The organism is Maricaulis sp., from assembly GCF_030149235.1.
In the GTDB taxonomy this organism is placed as follows: Bacteria; Pseudomonadota; Alphaproteobacteria; order Caulobacterales; family Maricaulaceae; genus Maricaulis.
Map to the genome: position 1 here is coordinate 20,197 of NZ_JASBRW010000054.1, position 14,330 is coordinate 34,526.

Genomic DNA, 14,330 nt, shown 5'->3' on the forward strand with positions numbered 1-14,330 from the left:
AATAGTTCGGGGCTGGTCGCGATTGTGCCGCAATTGATGTTAGAGTGAGTGTCATGAGTGACGATATCTCCACCAGCCCCGCACGGGCCAACAAGTCGGACGAGGCGCCGCGCGGTTTCCTCGCCCGGGTGTTCTCGATCCGGCTCAATGAGATCCTGCGCCTGGTTCTGATCTCGGTCATTGTCGGTCTGGTCCTGGTCGCCTTCCAGGTCGACCCGGCCCAGCTCTGGGTGGACTTCTTCGGAACCTTGGGCGAAGCGATCGAGCGCATCGTCGAGGCGGTTCTGGGAAGCGCCGACCGGGCGATACAGTACTTCCTGATGGGCGCGATCATCGTTCTGCCGATCTGGCTGTTCATGCGCCTGCTTGGTGCCTTCAAGCGCGACTAAGCCGCTCTACCAGAACTGAAATTCCGTCATCCTTAACCGTGTTTCTTTGCGCGATCTCAATCCGGTTCGTGTACTGAAACCGTTATGAATGCAATGACGACACCCAAGGATCGCCCGTCCCTGCAACGCAGCCCGGCCCTGCTGCTGGAAAGCAATGGCTATATGCGTTCGCTGACGGGCGGGCTTTTGCGTGATGCCGGTTTTCGCAATGTGCTGGTCGTCAGCAGCGTTCACAACGCGCGCCATTTCATGCGCCAACACAATCCCGGCCTGATCCTGACCGACTGGAATCGCGCGGCAGAGCGTGAGGAGGACCGTTTGCGTCTGATCCGGTCGATCCGCGACGACCAGCAGGCCCGCTACCGGGCAGCACCAGTGGTCATGATCACCGCTCCGAAAAGCCGAAGCGAGGTCGAACAGGCCCCCGATGCCGGCGTCACGGAATTTCTGGTCACGCCCTTGTCACCCGCCATCCTGCGCCAGCGCCTGACCTCGCTGAATGAGCGCCCGCGCGCCTTCGTCCAGGCTGCCCGCTTCACCGGGCCGGACCGGCGTCGCCGCCCACTCCATGAGCAGGGACCGGCGCTCAAACGCACCGCCGATGTCGATGCTGGCCTGAACACGCCCATGGCAGCGGCCCGCGCCGCCTCTGTGGCCATGGCGGACGAGATGATCCGCACCAGTGATGCCCTGGCGATCCGTGTGGCCCGCTCGCAGCAGCGCTTCATCAATGGCGTCGAGCAATACGGCGACAAGGAAGCGGAGATCGTCGAGATGCACCGCGCCGCCATCGCCCAGCTGGCCCGTCTGGCCGATGAGGGCAATCCGCTGCGCGAACCTGTGGTGACGGGTCTGGAGCAAGTCGTGGCCCGGCGCACCAGCGACGCCGGCGATACTTTCCAGGTCGGTTGAACCCGCCCTTCCGGTGCCATTCGGCAGCGCCGCTCCTTTGCGCCCGGAGGCGAGCAGGCCTATGTCTGGTCTCCCAGTCACGGAGACCGGCTCATGTCCGAGGAAAAAATCCGCGAAGTGCTCGAAAGCGTTGCCCCGCTCCTGGTCGATGGCTCACCCCATGCCGTTGCCCTCGGGCTGAAGATCGATCAGCTCGAACCCGACCATATCATCATGCGCGCGCCCTATTCGCCTGACCTGGTCGGTGATCCGGAGACCGGCATCTTGCATGGGGGTGTCGTCACGGCACTTTTGGACCACGCCTGTGGTCTGGCGGCCTTTGCCGGCCTCGGAGCCCAGGACACCCCTGCAACGCTGGACCTTCGCATTGACTATATGCGCCCGGCCGAGCCGGGGCTGGATGTGATTGCCGAAGCCAGCACGGTGCGCGCGCATGGACTGGTCGTCTTCGTTCGGGCCACGGCACATGACGGCGACCGGGACGACCCCGTCGCCATCGCCCAGGCCGCCTTCATGGTCACCAAGGCCTCGCAAGCGGCGACCGAACGCGCCAAGAAAGCCTTTGGCCAGGGAGAGACGACATGAGCGAGACCCTGCTGCAGACCCTGCTCAACACCCCCTATGTCTCCAAGTTCGGGGTCAGCTTTGATTACCGCGGCGACGAGCTGACGGGTCTTCTGCCCTACGAGGAAAACCTGGTCGGCAACCCGCTCATTCCGGCGCTTCATGGCGGTGCTGTCGGGGCGTTTCTTGAGATCACGGCCTCGGCCTCGCTCATCGTCAGCCAGCCACTCGATCGCCTGCCCAAGGTCATTGATGTCGCTATCGACTATCTGCGTCCGGCCCGCGCTGCTGATGTCTATGCCCGCGCCCAGGTCGCCCGCAGCGGCCGCCGGGTCGCCAATGTCCGGGTCGAGGCCTGGCAGGGACGCCGCGGCGCTCCGGTCGCGACCCTGCACGGCCATTTCATGATTACACCGGCCAGCGAGAGGACGCGCTAGACCTGCGGCGCTCTGTCACTGGTCCGGACCTGCTGGTGTACTAGTTTGTTAGGCATGAACACGCTCGGTCCCGTTATCGCTTACTATGACGCGCTCTGCCCCATGTGCCGGCGCGAAATGGCGCATTATTCCAAATTCGGTGACGACTATATCCGGCTGGAAGACTGCAATGCGCCTGACCTCCCCGATGATGTCGACCGGGATCAGGCGCTTGCCGCGATGCATGTGCGGCTGCCCTCCGGTGAGGTGGTGACCGGAGTGGCTGCATTCATCGCCATCTGGGAACGGCTTCCCGGCTGGAAATATCTGGCCATGCTGACGCGCCCGGCCATCATCCGCATCCCGCTCGACTTCATTTATCGCAAGCTGGCGCCGTTGCGTCCGCGCGACAACTGCCGGGACGGTGTCTGCCGCGTCGACTAAGGCGCTTGCACGCCCAAGCGCTTACGCGCTAGCAGCAGGAGATGGACAAGCCCCTGACCCGGCTGGAAGTGCTCACCCGAGCCTGGCCGCTGATCTTCGCCAATGCCAGTGTTCCCCTCGCCGGTGTCATCGACACCTTTGTGCTGGGCCTGTCCGGCGATGCCAGTGATCTCGGCGGGGTTGCGCTGGGCGGTACGATCTTCGCGGTCTTCTACTGGAGCTTCTACTTCCTGCGCATGGGCACCACAGGGCTGACGGCTCAGGCCGACGGCGCCGGCAAACTGGCCGAGACCCAGCGCATCCTGATGCGCGCCATGGCCGTCGCCGCCGTGCTGGGTTTTGCCGTTTTCCTGCTGCGCGACCTGATCGCCTGGGGCGGGTTCGCCATTCTGCAGGGCGAGGCGGATGTCGAGAGCAAGGGGGCTGACTATCTCCTTGCCCGCGTCTGGGGTGCCCCCGGTGCCCTCGCCGCCTTTGCCATTTCCGGCTGGCTGATCGGGCTGGGGCGCAATGGGGCAACGCTGGCCATGTATGCCGGCTTTTCGGCCATCAATATCATTCTCGATCTCTGGTTTGTTCTCGGCCTGGGCATGGGCCCCGGCGGAGTGGGGGCAGCCACCGCGATCGCGGAATGGGGGGCGCTGCTGATCGGCATAGGCTTCGCCATGCACCAGCTCAAGCGGCAGGACGGGCTGGCCGAGGGGGCGCTGGACCGCCAGCGCCTGCTGGATCCGCATGCCCTGGCCGAGATGTTCCACGTCAATTTCAACTTGATGATCCGGACCTGGACACTGGTGATCGGCTTCACCTGGTTCGCCAACGCCGGAGCGCGGCAAGGCACGACGGCCCTGGCCGGCAATCATGTCCTGCTTCAGGTGATTACACTCTGGGCCTTCGTGCTCGATGCTTTCGCCTTTGTCGCGGAAACCGAGGCCGGCCGCGCAGTCGGGCGCAAATCTCTCGCCGCTCTACGCCGAACGGTCCGCATGACGGGCGAGCCCATGCTGGCAGCCGGTGCGATCTTTGCGGTGCTGACCTTCCTGTTCGGCGAGGCGGCCCTGACCGTGGTGATCGCGGATGAGAGCGCGCGGACAGCCGCGATAACGTATCTGCCCTGGTGTGCCCTGGTGCCGCTGCTGGGAGCCGGCGCCTGGCTCCTCGACGGCGTCTTCATCGGCGCCACCTCGGGCAAGATCCTGCGCAATGCGGGTATCGCCTCGCTGATCGTCTATCTCGCCGCAGACACGCTCTTGACCCCCAGCTTCGCCAATCACGGCGTCTGGGCGGCCTTCCTGATCTATTATATTGCCCGCGGCGCCGCTCTGGCGGTGGGCTATCCGGCGCTGGAGCGCCGGGCCGCCGCGACCGGTTAACCGGCGCCCACAGCCTCCGCGATATTGGCGAACCCGTCCGCTGTGAGCCGCTCGACCAGCCCGGCCTTGATGCGCTGGACAACGCCCGGCCCTTCATAGACGAGGGCGGTGTAGAGCTGGATGGCATTGGCCCCGGCGCGGATTTTCCAATAGGCGGTCTCGGCATCGCTGACACCACCGACACCGATAATGGCAAGGTCCGGACCAGCCGCGCGGAAGTGGCGGATCAATTCGGTGGAACGCTCGAAGACGGGCGGGCCGGACAGGCCACCGCCCTCACCCATATGCTCGCTTTTCAGGCTTTGCGGCCGCTGGATCGTAGTGTTACTGACGATGATCCCGTCGAGCTTGAAACGCGTGATTGCGGCACTGATATCGGCCACATCTTCATCGGCAATATCCGGCGCGACCTTCAGGAAAAGGGGCGCTTTGGAGCGTACAGCGCTGACCGCTTCAAGCAGGCCGTCGAGCGCACCCGAGCCCTGCAGTTGACGCAGGCCGGGGGTATTGGGCGAAGAGATATTGACGGTGAAGAACTGGGCCAGATCTTTCAGCCTGTCGAGGCAGGCCACATAGTCCGCGACCCGGTCCTCACTATCGAGATTGGCACCGAGATTGACCCCGACCACACCACCTCGCCGCTGGCGCGCTGCCAGCCGGCGCTCGAACAGGTCGAGCCCCTGATTTGGGAAACCCATACGATTGATGATCGCCCGGTCCTCAGAGAGACGAAAAACACGCGGCCGAGGCTTGCCGTCCTGGGCGCGCGGCGTTACGGCACCGCATTCCACGAAGCCAAACCCGGCCGCCAGCATGGCGTCCGGCGCCTCGGCATTCTTGTCGAACCCGGCAGCAAGGCCGACCGGGTTGGTCAATTCGATACCAGCCAGCGACGTTGCCAACATGGCGTGATCGGCGCCGAACTGGCGCGGACCAAGGCCCCATTTCAGGCCGCGAATGGTCCAGCGATGGGCCGCTTCCGGTTCCATCCGGTGCAACCAGCGCGCCGCAGTATCATGGATCATGGCCGCTCCTCCGACGCGCGTGCAATGTCATCGGGCAGCACCCAGTCACCATTCTCGTCGCGCAGGATATGGCGCACACCGCGGACGGCACTGGCCGGGATATCACCATAGACATGCGGGAACAGCGCGCCGCCCCGGGAGACTTCCCATTTTACCGTGTCGCCCAGGACGGTGAGATCAATCTCCGCCAGGACAAGGCGCGGATGCTCGCCGTAATGCTTGAGCAGCGTGCCTTCCACCTGGGCCGTGGCGGAGAGATGGATAAAGCCGTCGGCAATATCATGCGGGTCGCCCTTGAAGACACCGGCGGTCATCACCTCGGCCCAGCGTTCCGGCGTTGCGAGTCGGTATGCAGTCGTATCGGTCATGAGCAGCGGCCTATCTGGCTCCAGCCCGCGGCGCAAGCCCGACTCGCGCTGCGCTGCAATTTCCGATAGCCTCACACACGCTGAGGGTTTGCTTGATGTTTACACACGCCGAAATTTGGCGGGGCATCGATCGTCTCGCCGCCTATGCCGAGACCAGCCCGTCCGGGTTGGCGCGCCGGGCCGGGCTGGATGCGACCACGTTCAACCCGTCCAAACGCACATCTGCCGATGGCAGCAAACCGCGCTGGCCTTCAACGGAAAGCCTTTCCAAGGCGCTCGCCGCGGCCAATCTGGACTTTCTCGGTTTTGCCGCCCTGGTCCGGGACCGCTTGCCCAGGGCCAGCGCGCTGCGCTCAATGGATCTGGCCGACCCCGTCTGCAGCAACGCGTTCGGTCGCGACGGTCTGCCGGAGGGCTCAGGCTGGACCCATGTCCCCTTCCCGGACTTCCCGCTGAAAACGGCTTTTGCCCTGAAAGTGCCCGATGACCGGCTCGAACCGGTCTACCGGGCCGGCGACCGCCTGATCATCGATAGAACGCAGGCCGTACGGTGCGGCGACCGGGTCATGATCCAGGTCCGCAATGCCCAGCTCAGCGCCCACATCTTGCACGAGCAAGGGGTACAGCAAATCTGCCTGAAACCGCTGCCGGGCAACGGCCCTTTGCAGCGGATTTCACTGCAGAGCATTGTCTGGATGGCGCGGATTATCTGGGCCAGCCAATAGGCTAGCGACGCATGCGGTCGTCGGCCCAGGCCGTGGCCCGGCGGCGATCATCGATCATGCTGCGCAATACATCCGCTTCGCTCTGGATACCTTGCTCGAACGCATCGCCTGCCTCGATCTGCAGACAGATCTCCACCTGCTCCCGGGCCATGTCGTAATAGGCCGGTTCATCAAGCGCGAGCAGCGCCACGGCGAGGAAGAAACGCGGTGCCGGGTTTTCCGGCTCCATGGCGATGGCGTGGGTATAAAATCCGATCCCAGCTTCAACCGAGGCATCGAGCGCATTGAGACCGCGCTGACCGCCACGGCGGGCCACTTCCAGGTGCCAGGCGCCGAGCATGCCGACCGCCCAGGCATTGTCCGGGTCCGCTTCAACGGCATCTTCGATCAGACGCTTGCCCCGATGCGGCATGCGCTGCACATAGGCCCGGAACGCGCTCATATAGCGACCGCGGAAGCCGAGCGCGCCGGCCAGCCGGAGGCGGGCCTCAACATGTTCCCCGTCGAGCTCGTAGGCATATTCGGCCAATTCCAGCGCCCGCCGGGCCAGGGCCTCACGATCCGGGTGGTCCGGCTCGACCATGAGCTGCGCGATAAGCGAGCCCGCAGCAAAGGCATAACCGTCCGCTCCGCCGGCCCGCTGGGCATAGGCTGCAGCCGCTTGCCAGTGTCCCTGCTCATAGGCTGACCGGGCCTCCGCCATATCCGCGTAAGCCGGTGCCGCAAAGAAAAGGAACAGGAGAAACCCGAGAAAGCGCATGGTTTCAATCTAGGGCAAGAATTTTGGCGCGCCTAGGCTGTCTGGCCAGATTTCACCCCTGGCCAGACAAGTAAGGGCGCGCTTGTTGGTTGTCCTAGCCCTCGCCGGGATACTGGAAAGCCTGTTCCAGTGGTACGCCGAAGACCTGGGCGATCTTGAAGGCAACCTCGAGGGAGGGCGAGTACTTGCCCTGCTCGATGGCCAGAATGGTCTGGCGGGTTACACCGACACGCTTGGCCAGCTCGGCCTGGGTCATCTCGTCCGCCTCAAAGCGCAGACGGCGCAGATCGTTGGTAATCGCGGTTGGTTTGGCCATGACCTACACGCCCCGGCGATAATCGATCAGCTTGGAGACACTTTTCACCATTTCGCTGACCACCAGACCGGCCAGGATCGCATTGGCGACCAGGACATTGGGATAGTCCGCCATGGCCAGTGCCATGCCCAACAGAGCGAACACTGCCAGGGCGAAACCGCCGCGCTGATCACCGCGCATGTCGATCATCTTGTCGCGTTCATCCTGCTCTTCGCTTTCGCGCCCCATGAAGATCGCCGTGACGATCGAGGAAATGATCATCAAGACGATGAAGGCGCCGACCGCGAGAAACATCTTGTCATTGATCGATGACAGCGCGGCGCCTGGCTCGAGCCCGCCAATCAGCTCACCGCCGACCGTGCTGAAATACCAGCCATAGACCCCCACCAGGGCGGCCAGAACTACAAGGTTGATCCGTTCGAGAAAGCTCATGTCTATATTCCTTGTCACCATGTATGTTATTTTTGACATGACATGATGTAGGAAATCATCGACCCGGTGTCAAATATTTTTTACGGGGAATTCTCGCCCTAGCGGTTCCATCTCAGGCGGATATTGAAGCTCGGCACATTGTCGACATCGATATCGGCATAGTCCAGCGAGGTTCCGTCGATATCAAAGACCTCGGTAAAGCCCTCGCGCGCACGGCCGGTGCGAACATTGAGACGCAGATGGACCTCATCGCGCAGCTCATATTCCGTCCACAAGGAGAAGAAGGAACCAAACTCGCGTTCGATCGTGTTGCGCAAGACCGGTTCGAGACCGGGTTGGCGCACATCATCAAAGACGAGGCTGTCTTCCGTGACGGTCTCCGGCAGGCGCCACCAGAAGCCGGTGCGCCAGCCGTCGGTGTGCCGCCATTCGCCATTGATGCGCGCTTCCAGACCCCGGTCCTGGGTGCGGATGAAGGTCAAACGATAATCCGTGGCCGGCGCATCCTGTTCGAGCTCCATGCCGAGGACGTATTTACCACCGGCGAACTCCTGGCGAAGACCGATCTCCACCGTGTAATCACTATGGCCGGAGGTTTCGCGCTTGAAGCCTTGCAGCTGGTCGATGCGCTCGGACTGGCGGCCGATGGCAAAACCATCGATGAACAGGCCCGGCATGCCGAGGCGGCCGAGATCAAACTCGAAGAAGCCCTCGACCTGGTCATAGGTTTCCGGGCCGAGATTGGTCCGGGTCACATCACCCTGATCGGTCAGGATGCGAACGATGGAGTTGTCCACCTCGCGGCGCTGAGCCGCCAAACGGATCAGGCCACGCTCACCGAAGCGGTGTTCCAGCTCTGCGCGATAGGTCGTGTCGCGTTCAGGCTCCAGCGTCGATGCGCCAGCCGTGTTGAGCGAATTGTCCAGATTGGTCTCGGCCAGGAAGAGGTCGAGATTGAGCTGGCCCACCTGACGTTCAGCCGACAGGCGCAAGACCCAGTCCATCGGCATGGTCCAGGTCAGGTCCGCGCGCGGCACCACATCGGTCAGCGACAGCTCACCAGCCGCATTGGACGAATTCAGACTGAATTGTTCGATACGACCGCCGAAATGCGCGGAAATGGCCGGGCGCGGCGTCCAGGTCACCACGGCAAGGGCCGCAGTCCGGGTCTCCTCGACCGATGCGGTCGAACCTTCGATATCCTGCACGACGCCATCGATCGTCGCCGTAGAGGTACCGTCGAGCGTATTGAGAGCCCAGGTTCCGCCGCCTTCGATGGTCCAGGCCTCATTGAGACGCCAGCGCAGAGTGGCTCGGGTTGCGGTCTCGCTCGTCTCCTCGCCGGAGGACGATTGGCTCAGGGAGCCGTCCTCACGCAGGCTGGCCGAACTCTCCTGCTCGCCATCACGGCGCGTGATCATCGCACGCAAGTCCAGCGCCTCACCCAGGGGGCTACTGTATTCCAGGCCGAAACTGGTATCGGCATTCTCGAAGGCATTGGTTTCCTGCAACGCCGCGCCACTCTCGACTTCCTCGGCGGTCGGACGCTGGGTTTCCTCATAGCCATCATAGGCACCGGACAGGATCAGGGTGCGCCCGCCGCTGAGTGGCAGGGTTGCCGAACCCTGGGCGTCACGACGCGATTGCGTGGTATTGCGATCCGGTGTCAGGCGCGCGGTCGGGGTGTCAGCGGTCGCGGCCCGGACATCTTCATAGTCGATCAGCGCCTCGTCATAGGTCTCCAGATTACCTTCCAGAGCAAAACGGGCATTGGTAATGGATCCGCCGAGGGCCAGCTGGGTCTCGTCACCACCATTTTCACGCGGCTCGACCTCGAGGCGGCCATTGATCCGGCGCGCGGTCTCATCGCGCAGCACGATATTCAGAAGCAATGGATAGCCCTGCATGTCGACGTCGCGGGCGCCGGCCTCGATCAGCTCGAGCCGAACGACATCCTCAACCCGGATCGTGCTCAGGCGCGAGCCGAGAGACCCGGAGCGCGGCGGCGGGCGGCGGCCATTGATCAGGACATTGCCCTGGGCACCGGACAGGCCACGCACCTGGTCGCCTTCATTGACCTGAAACCCTGGCAAACGGCGAACGAGGTCATTGGCGTTTTGCGGCAGGAATTCGGCGAAAGCCTCAGGAAGATAGACTTCGACACCGGTTTCCTCGGACTGACCCAAGGCCGGCGAACACAGACCAATCAGGGACGACGCGATAAAGGAAATCGCGACGCCCGCGCGTGCGCGGGATCGTGCCATGGAAACGCAACTCCTAAACATGTCCGAGGGGCGCCCTCTTACGCTCCGCCAGTTACTGATACATTACGCGAAGGGAAAGCCAACGGATCAGCATGCGGTGATTTAGGTCAGCAGAACCCGGAAGGGGGTTCAGAAAGGCGTGAACGCCCCAGCGCCGACAGGCCTCAATCGAGCAGTTCGCCTGACAGTCCCTTTTCCACCAGGGCGATGGTTTCAGGCAGGCCATAGATCGCCGCGAAAGAGCCGAAACGCGGGCCCTGGCTCTGGCCAAGCAGGACCTCATAGAGCGCCTTGAACCAGTCGCGCAGGTTTTCAAACGCCTGCGACTTGCCGGCCGAGAAGACCTCGGTCTGGATGACTTCCGGGTCACGCTCGCCGGGGTCCAGCGCCTTCAGCCGGGTGACCAAGTCCTCCATCGCCGCACGTTCCATATCGGTTGGCGCACGGAAGGCCTTTGTCGGCTCAACGAAATCCGTGAAATACTGCACCGCGAACTGCGCCAAATGGTCCAGCACCGGGTGCGTCTCAGGCGTCGCGCCATCGACATAGCGTCCAATAAAGCCCCACATCACGTCGGTATTGTGGGCGCTCGCTGCGGAGGCCAGGTTGAGCATCAGCGCGAAGGAGATCGGCGAGGCCGTCTCTGGCGGATTGCCGCCGTGAATGTGCCAGGCCGGGTTTTCCAGCTGCTTGGCTTCGTCCTGACCGGCATAGGCCCCGAGATGCTGCAGATACTCGTCCACGGCGCGCGGAATGACGTCGAAATAGAGTTTCTTGGCCTGCCGCGGCTTGACGAAATTATAATAGCTCAGGCTCTCCTGCGGGGCATATTTCAGCCAGTCCTCGACGGACAGGCCATTGCCCTTGGACTTGGAGATCTTCTCGCCCTTTTCGTCGAGGAAGAGCTCGTAGACGAACTGGGTGGGCGGCTCCATGCCGAGAATGCGGCAGATGCGCGAATAGATCGGCGCATTGGCCTGGTGGTCCTTGCCGAACATTTCAAAATCAACGCCCAGCGCGGCCCAGCGCATGCCGAAATCCGGCTTCCACTGCAGTTTCACATTGCCGCCTGTCACCGGCAGGGTCGTCTCGGTGCCATCAGCATCGTCAAAAGTGATCGTGCCCGCCTTGGCGTCGACAGACTTCATCGGCACGTACAGCACGTGACCGGTCTTGGGCGAGATCGGCAGGAAGGGCGAATAGGTCGCCTGGCGTTCCTCGCCCAGGGTGGGCAGCATCACCTTCATGATGTCGTCGAACTTCTCCGCCGCTTTCAGCAGCATCTCGTCGAAGGCCCCGGACTTGTAGAGCTCGGTCGCCGACTTGAACTCGTAGGAGAAGCCAAAACTGTCCAGGAAGGCACACAGGCGCGCATTATTATGCGCGGCGAAGCTGTCATGCGTGCCGAACGGGTCCGGCACCTGGGTCAGCGGCTTTTGCAGATAGCCCTGGAGCATCTCCTGTTGCGGCAGGTTTTCGGGGACTTTGCGCATGCCGTCCATATCGTCAGAGACGCAGATCAGATGCGTTTCATAGACGCCGCCAGTGAGCTCTTCGAACGCCCGCAGCACCATGGAGGTGCGCACAACCTCGCCGAACGTACCCATGTGCGGCAGGCCGGACGGACCATAGCCGGTCTCGAAAACAACCGGGCCATCCTTGCGGCCGAGCTTATCCAGACGCTTTTTCAGCAGGCGCGCTTGTTCGAACGGCCAGGCTTTCGCGTTTTGGGCAATCTCGGCAGACATGGACAGAGGCTTTCTTCTAAAGGGAGAATAATGATCTGGCAGGTAGAGGGGATGGGCCGGGGCGTCAAGCACATAGCCGTTACCCAAAAACCACACTGATGCGCGATAGAACCACAGCGTGTCGTTTTCGCCTTGCGGGGGAATACGACCCCTGTCATCGTGGGGTTTCTGTTTAACCCGCCCGCTTGGGTGCGAACCTGTGAGTGAAACCGATGCGCGTACTGCCGTGCACATTCGACCTCTACCCGGCAGCCATTTGGCTGACTGGCTTCGCGCCTGCGGAGGGTTCCGTCTTCATCCGGTAAAGCTGCCGACACAGCCCCGGTTGAACCGCCCTCCCGAGCCCCAGCTCCGGAGGGTTTTTTTTGTTCCCGCCGCCGACCCTCTCCCCCTTACGGACGGCCGGAACACCGAGCGGGAGAGATCGTGATCCCCCCAAGCGCGATCTCTCCCGAGCGGACACAATGGCGAGATGTGACCGGACACGACACACTCTCGAGCATGGCAGGAAAGCTGGGGCATGGGCCCGGCCGGCGCGATGTTGAAGCACTGCAAACGGTGCCGCTGCGTTTTCCGCATTCGCTGGCGACGGAGATACTGCGGAGGCCCGTTGAAACAGAGAAGGCGCCCCGAACCGCCTTCACTTGAGTGTCCAGAAGCACCGGCCTGATCGTCCCCCCTTTCCCCAGGACAGGCCGACACAGCGGGGAGGCCCAACTCCTCCCGAACCCGGCCTCCCCGCACCTTCCTGGTCCGGCTTTTCGCGATCGTGAATCAACTAAACATTGAACACTGCGCCTGGGCACGGTTTTATCGACGCGGCTCGTTTGTCGAACCGGATCGAGGGTTTTGTCTCATGCAGCGCGTTGTCGTTTTGGGTTTAATGGCAGCAATCGCTTCTGCGTCACCGGTTTGGGCGCAGTCGGACCTGCCAACGCCAACCACGCATGACTATGTCGCCTGCAGCGATGATCCGGACGAGAGTGTTTGCCTGCTGGAGCTCGCAACCCGCGGCAGCATCAGAGCGCTGACCCAGGATGCCGATCTGGCCCGCCATCCCGACATCATCGCGGATATCCATGAACGCCGCGGCACGGTACCGGAGCTCGCACCTGACCCGGCAGCCGAAGCCCTCGGCGAACCCTTACGCCTGGAATATGCCGCCATTGATGCCGCCCAGCAGCTGATCGATAGCGGCGCCGACCCTGAAACAGCGCTTGAACCAGTGCGGCAAACAGCCCGGGGGCGCAGCTCGCAGAGCCTGATGCTCGGCCAGGTCCACCTGAACTCCGGCGCCGAGATCCGGGCCAGCGCCTTCAGGGCTCTGGCCATGCGGCATAGCCACTATGACGAGGATGCCGCTTATACGCGCCCATCCCGGCCCCTCGCCCTTGCCGCCCTGGCAGGCTGGGAAAACGAGCTTCGCCATAGCCGCGACATCAGCCCGCTTCACAATCCTGACCTGTCGCCGACCAGCCTGTTCCATCGCTACACCCAGCTGGGCGAGGAGGACGGCGCCCGGCGGATGTTCCGTATCGCCAACGGGCCGCGGCTGGACCTGAGTGATGAAATGGCAATCGAGTTTGCCCTGGGCCGGCCTTTGGCGGCACTGGAGATTTTCAATGCCTCCGGTGCCCGGGGTCTCGAACGGCTGGATGCGATGATCAGATTGCGTCAGCGGGCCATCCGCTCCGGCAACACCGCTCTCAAACAGTGGGCGCTCGAGGTCTCTATAGACGATTGCGAGACCTTGCCGGCACTCAGCCTTGAGGCGTTCGACGCGCTCGGGCCGGCGGGCGATGACACAACTCTGCGCGCCCTGGCGCTTTGCTACACCCATCAGGCGCAAGATCATCACCGCGACAGCACCCGGTTTGTCGCCAGCGCCCTCGACATGCTCGACCGCCTTGGAGCCGTCGCCGAAGCCGATGCCCTGATGAACCGCTGGCAGGGTTATGCCCAGCGGGAAGCCAACGGCGAGGCGTGCCCGGGACAGACCGGTTATCCCGCGGGCCGGAATGGTCGCGCCGCCATACCGGCGCGCTGTGCGATCACAGTGTATCAAGCCATGCTGGCGCAGCGTGACCGACAGGTCGAAGCCTTCGACGTCGGGCATTATCAAGTATCGACAGCGCTGCGTTACGATCTGGCCGCCGGGCGGGGCCTGCGCAATCTGGAGCGCTACACCCCGTTCGCCCGCAGCCAGGGCGAGATCGATATCGCTCTTAGCAGCTGTGTCAGTGATTACACCCGCCCGCGCACGCTCGACCTCGACCTGGCCGAAACCTGCGCACGGCGCCTCATTGCGGTATCGGGAAACCGCGCATTGAGCGCGCATGAAGACTACCTCGTCTCCATCGACCCGCTGGATCCGCCGCGTCGGCAGAGCGGCCCTTTCCGGGCTGCCGAAGCCGCACTTCATCTCGCCGGCGCCGCCGCCCGCCATGGCCGGACGGATCTGGCGGAGGAGATGTTGCAGATCGCGTTATCGATCTGGCGCCAACAGCCTGCTGCACACCAACCGCTCGGCGCCGGTATCAGCATCAAGACAACGATTTTGGCAAGGCTGGGTGCAGCGGAAGACTAGGCCATCA

Annotated in this window: 15 protein-coding genes; 8 read left to right on the forward strand and 7 right to left on the reverse strand. The window is 63.1% G+C overall.

What is annotated here, in order from left to right; all coding sequences use genetic code 11:
* Nucleotides 1-53 precede the first annotated feature (53 nt).
* The 6 genes from Q1V51_RS07695 to Q1V51_RS07720 all read left to right on the forward strand — a co-directional run bounded on the left by Q1V51_RS07695 (nucleotide 54) and on the right by Q1V51_RS07720 (nucleotide 4,098).
* A complete protein-coding gene (locus tag Q1V51_RS07695) occupies nucleotides 54-389 on the forward strand; it encodes a DUF6460 domain-containing protein (RefSeq protein ID WP_300554941.1) in 336 nt (111 codons plus the stop codon).
* 84 nt (nucleotides 390-473) lie between these two features.
* The gene (locus Q1V51_RS07700; RefSeq protein ID WP_300554943.1) at nucleotides 474-1,301 is read left to right on the forward strand and encodes a response regulator; all 828 of its coding nucleotides are present in this window, start codon (nucleotides 474-476) and stop codon (nucleotides 1,299-1,301) included.
* 93 nt (nucleotides 1,302-1,394) lie between these two features.
* Entirely contained in the window at nucleotides 1,395-1,886 is a 492-nt protein-coding gene (locus Q1V51_RS07705) for a PaaI family thioesterase (protein ID WP_300554945.1), read from the forward strand.
* On the forward strand, nucleotides 1,883-2,302 hold the full coding sequence (locus Q1V51_RS07710) for a PaaI family thioesterase (RefSeq protein ID WP_300554947.1): 420 nt from the start codon (nucleotides 1,883-1,885) through the stop codon (nucleotides 2,300-2,302). Before Q1V51_RS07705 ends, Q1V51_RS07710 begins: the two co-directional genes overlap by 4 nt.
* Nucleotides 2,303-2,356: 54 nt before the next feature.
* Nucleotides 2,357-2,725, forward strand: coding sequence for a thiol-disulfide oxidoreductase DCC family protein (locus Q1V51_RS07715; protein WP_300554949.1), 369 nt, complete (start codon nucleotides 2,357-2,359; stop codon nucleotides 2,723-2,725).
* Nucleotides 2,726-2,766: 41 nt separating this feature from the next.
* Entirely contained in the window at nucleotides 2,767-4,098 is a 1,332-nt protein-coding gene (locus Q1V51_RS07720; protein WP_300554951.1) for an MATE family efflux transporter, read from the forward strand.
* On the opposite strand, the gene Q1V51_RS07725 is transcribed toward Q1V51_RS07720, so the two are convergent.
* Together Q1V51_RS07725 and Q1V51_RS07730 are read right to left on the reverse strand one after the other, a co-directional pair.
* The gene (locus tag Q1V51_RS07725) at nucleotides 4,095-5,123 is read right to left on the reverse strand and encodes a quinone-dependent dihydroorotate dehydrogenase (RefSeq protein ID WP_300554954.1); all 1,029 of its coding nucleotides are present in this window, start codon (nucleotides 5,121-5,123) and stop codon (nucleotides 4,095-4,097) included. The genes Q1V51_RS07720 and Q1V51_RS07725 overlap by 4 nt on opposite strands.
* Nucleotides 5,120-5,491 (reverse strand): DUF952 domain-containing protein, encoded by a 372-nt coding sequence (locus Q1V51_RS07730; protein ID WP_300554957.1) that lies wholly within the window; start codon nucleotides 5,489-5,491, stop codon nucleotides 5,120-5,122. Before Q1V51_RS07730 ends, Q1V51_RS07725 begins: the two co-directional genes overlap by 4 nt.
* 95 nt (nucleotides 5,492-5,586) lie before the next feature.
* Here Q1V51_RS07730 and Q1V51_RS07735 point away from each other — a divergent pair, with 95 nt between their 5' ends.
* Complete coding sequence (locus Q1V51_RS07735) at nucleotides 5,587-6,216, forward strand: helix-turn-helix transcriptional regulator (RefSeq protein ID WP_300554959.1); 630 nt, start codon at nucleotides 5,587-5,589, stop codon at nucleotides 6,214-6,216.
* 1 nt (nucleotide 6,217) lies between these two features.
* On the opposite strand, the gene Q1V51_RS07740 is transcribed toward Q1V51_RS07735, so the two are convergent.
* The 5 genes from Q1V51_RS07740 to Q1V51_RS07760 all read right to left on the reverse strand — a co-directional run bounded on the left by Q1V51_RS07740 (nucleotide 6,218) and on the right by Q1V51_RS07760 (nucleotide 11,736).
* On the reverse strand, nucleotides 6,218-6,976 hold the full coding sequence (locus Q1V51_RS07740) for a hypothetical protein (RefSeq protein WP_300554962.1): 759 nt from the start codon (nucleotides 6,974-6,976) through the stop codon (nucleotides 6,218-6,220).
* A 94-nt stretch (nucleotides 6,977-7,070) separates the two neighbouring features.
* Entirely contained in the window at nucleotides 7,071-7,292 is a 222-nt protein-coding gene (locus Q1V51_RS07745; protein WP_300554965.1) for a helix-turn-helix transcriptional regulator, read from the reverse strand.
* Nucleotides 7,293-7,295: 3 nt separating this feature from the next.
* The gene (locus tag Q1V51_RS07750; RefSeq protein ID WP_300554968.1) at nucleotides 7,296-7,724 is read right to left on the reverse strand and encodes a hypothetical protein; all 429 of its coding nucleotides are present in this window, start codon (nucleotides 7,722-7,724) and stop codon (nucleotides 7,296-7,298) included.
* Nucleotides 7,725-7,822: 98 nt separating this feature from the next.
* Nucleotides 7,823-9,988 (reverse strand): TonB-dependent receptor, encoded by a 2,166-nt coding sequence (locus tag Q1V51_RS07755; RefSeq protein WP_300554971.1) that lies wholly within the window; start codon nucleotides 9,986-9,988, stop codon nucleotides 7,823-7,825.
* A gap of 164 nt (nucleotides 9,989-10,152) precedes the next feature.
* Nucleotides 10,153-11,736: a lysine--tRNA ligase gene (locus tag Q1V51_RS07760; protein WP_300554973.1), complete on the reverse strand. Its 1,584-nt coding sequence runs from the start codon at nucleotides 11,734-11,736 to the stop codon at nucleotides 10,153-10,155.
* An 883-nt stretch (nucleotides 11,737-12,619) separates the two neighbouring features.
* On the opposite strand from Q1V51_RS07760, the gene Q1V51_RS07765 reads away from it, so the two are divergent.
* Nucleotides 12,620-14,323 (forward strand): hypothetical protein, encoded by a 1,704-nt coding sequence (locus Q1V51_RS07765; protein ID WP_300554975.1) that lies wholly within the window; start codon nucleotides 12,620-12,622, stop codon nucleotides 14,321-14,323.
* Nucleotides 14,324-14,330: the final 7 nt, after the last annotated feature.

What these genes read in the sequence shown, in the direction of transcription:
- Q1V51_RS07695 (WP_300554941.1), top strand. Translation starts at nt 54, where the DNA reads ATGAGTGACGATATCTCCACCAGCCCCGCACGGGCCAACAAGTCGGAC.
- Q1V51_RS07700 (WP_300554943.1), top strand. Translation starts at nt 474, where the DNA reads ATGAATGCAATGACGACACCCAAGGATCGCCCGTCCCTGCAACGCAGC.
- Q1V51_RS07705 (WP_300554945.1), top strand. Translation starts at nt 1,395, where the DNA reads ATGTCCGAGGAAAAAATCCGCGAAGTGCTCGAAAGCGTTGCCCCGCTC.
- Q1V51_RS07710 (WP_300554947.1), top strand. Translation starts at nt 1,883, where the DNA reads ATGAGCGAGACCCTGCTGCAGACCCTGCTCAACACCCCCTATGTCTCC.
- Q1V51_RS07715 (WP_300554949.1), top strand. Translation starts at nt 2,357, where the DNA reads ATGAACACGCTCGGTCCCGTTATCGCTTACTATGACGCGCTCTGCCCC.
- Q1V51_RS07720 (WP_300554951.1), top strand. Translation starts at nt 2,767, where the DNA reads ATGGACAAGCCCCTGACCCGGCTGGAAGTGCTCACCCGAGCCTGGCCG.
- Q1V51_RS07725 (WP_300554954.1), bottom strand. Translation starts at nt 5,123, where the DNA reads ATGATCCATGATACTGCGGCGCGCTGGTTGCACCGGATGGAACCGGAA.
- Q1V51_RS07730 (WP_300554957.1), bottom strand. Translation starts at nt 5,491, where the DNA reads ATGACCGATACGACTGCATACCGACTCGCAACGCCGGAACGCTGGGCC.
- Q1V51_RS07735 (WP_300554959.1), top strand. Translation starts at nt 5,587, where the DNA reads ATGTTTACACACGCCGAAATTTGGCGGGGCATCGATCGTCTCGCCGCC.
- Q1V51_RS07740 (WP_300554962.1), bottom strand. Translation starts at nt 6,976, where the DNA reads ATGCGCTTTCTCGGGTTTCTCCTGTTCCTTTTCTTTGCGGCACCGGCT.
- Q1V51_RS07745 (WP_300554965.1), bottom strand. Translation starts at nt 7,292, where the DNA reads ATGGCCAAACCAACCGCGATTACCAACGATCTGCGCCGTCTGCGCTTT.
- Q1V51_RS07750 (WP_300554968.1), bottom strand. Translation starts at nt 7,724, where the DNA reads ATGAGCTTTCTCGAACGGATCAACCTTGTAGTTCTGGCCGCCCTGGTG.
- Q1V51_RS07755 (WP_300554971.1), bottom strand. Translation starts at nt 9,988, where the DNA reads ATGGCACGATCCCGCGCACGCGCGGGCGTCGCGATTTCCTTTATCGCG.
- Q1V51_RS07760 (WP_300554973.1), bottom strand. Translation starts at nt 11,736, where the DNA reads ATGTCTGCCGAGATTGCCCAAAACGCGAAAGCCTGGCCGTTCGAACAA.
- Q1V51_RS07765 (WP_300554975.1), top strand. Translation starts at nt 12,620, where the DNA reads ATGGCAGCAATCGCTTCTGCGTCACCGGTTTGGGCGCAGTCGGACCTG.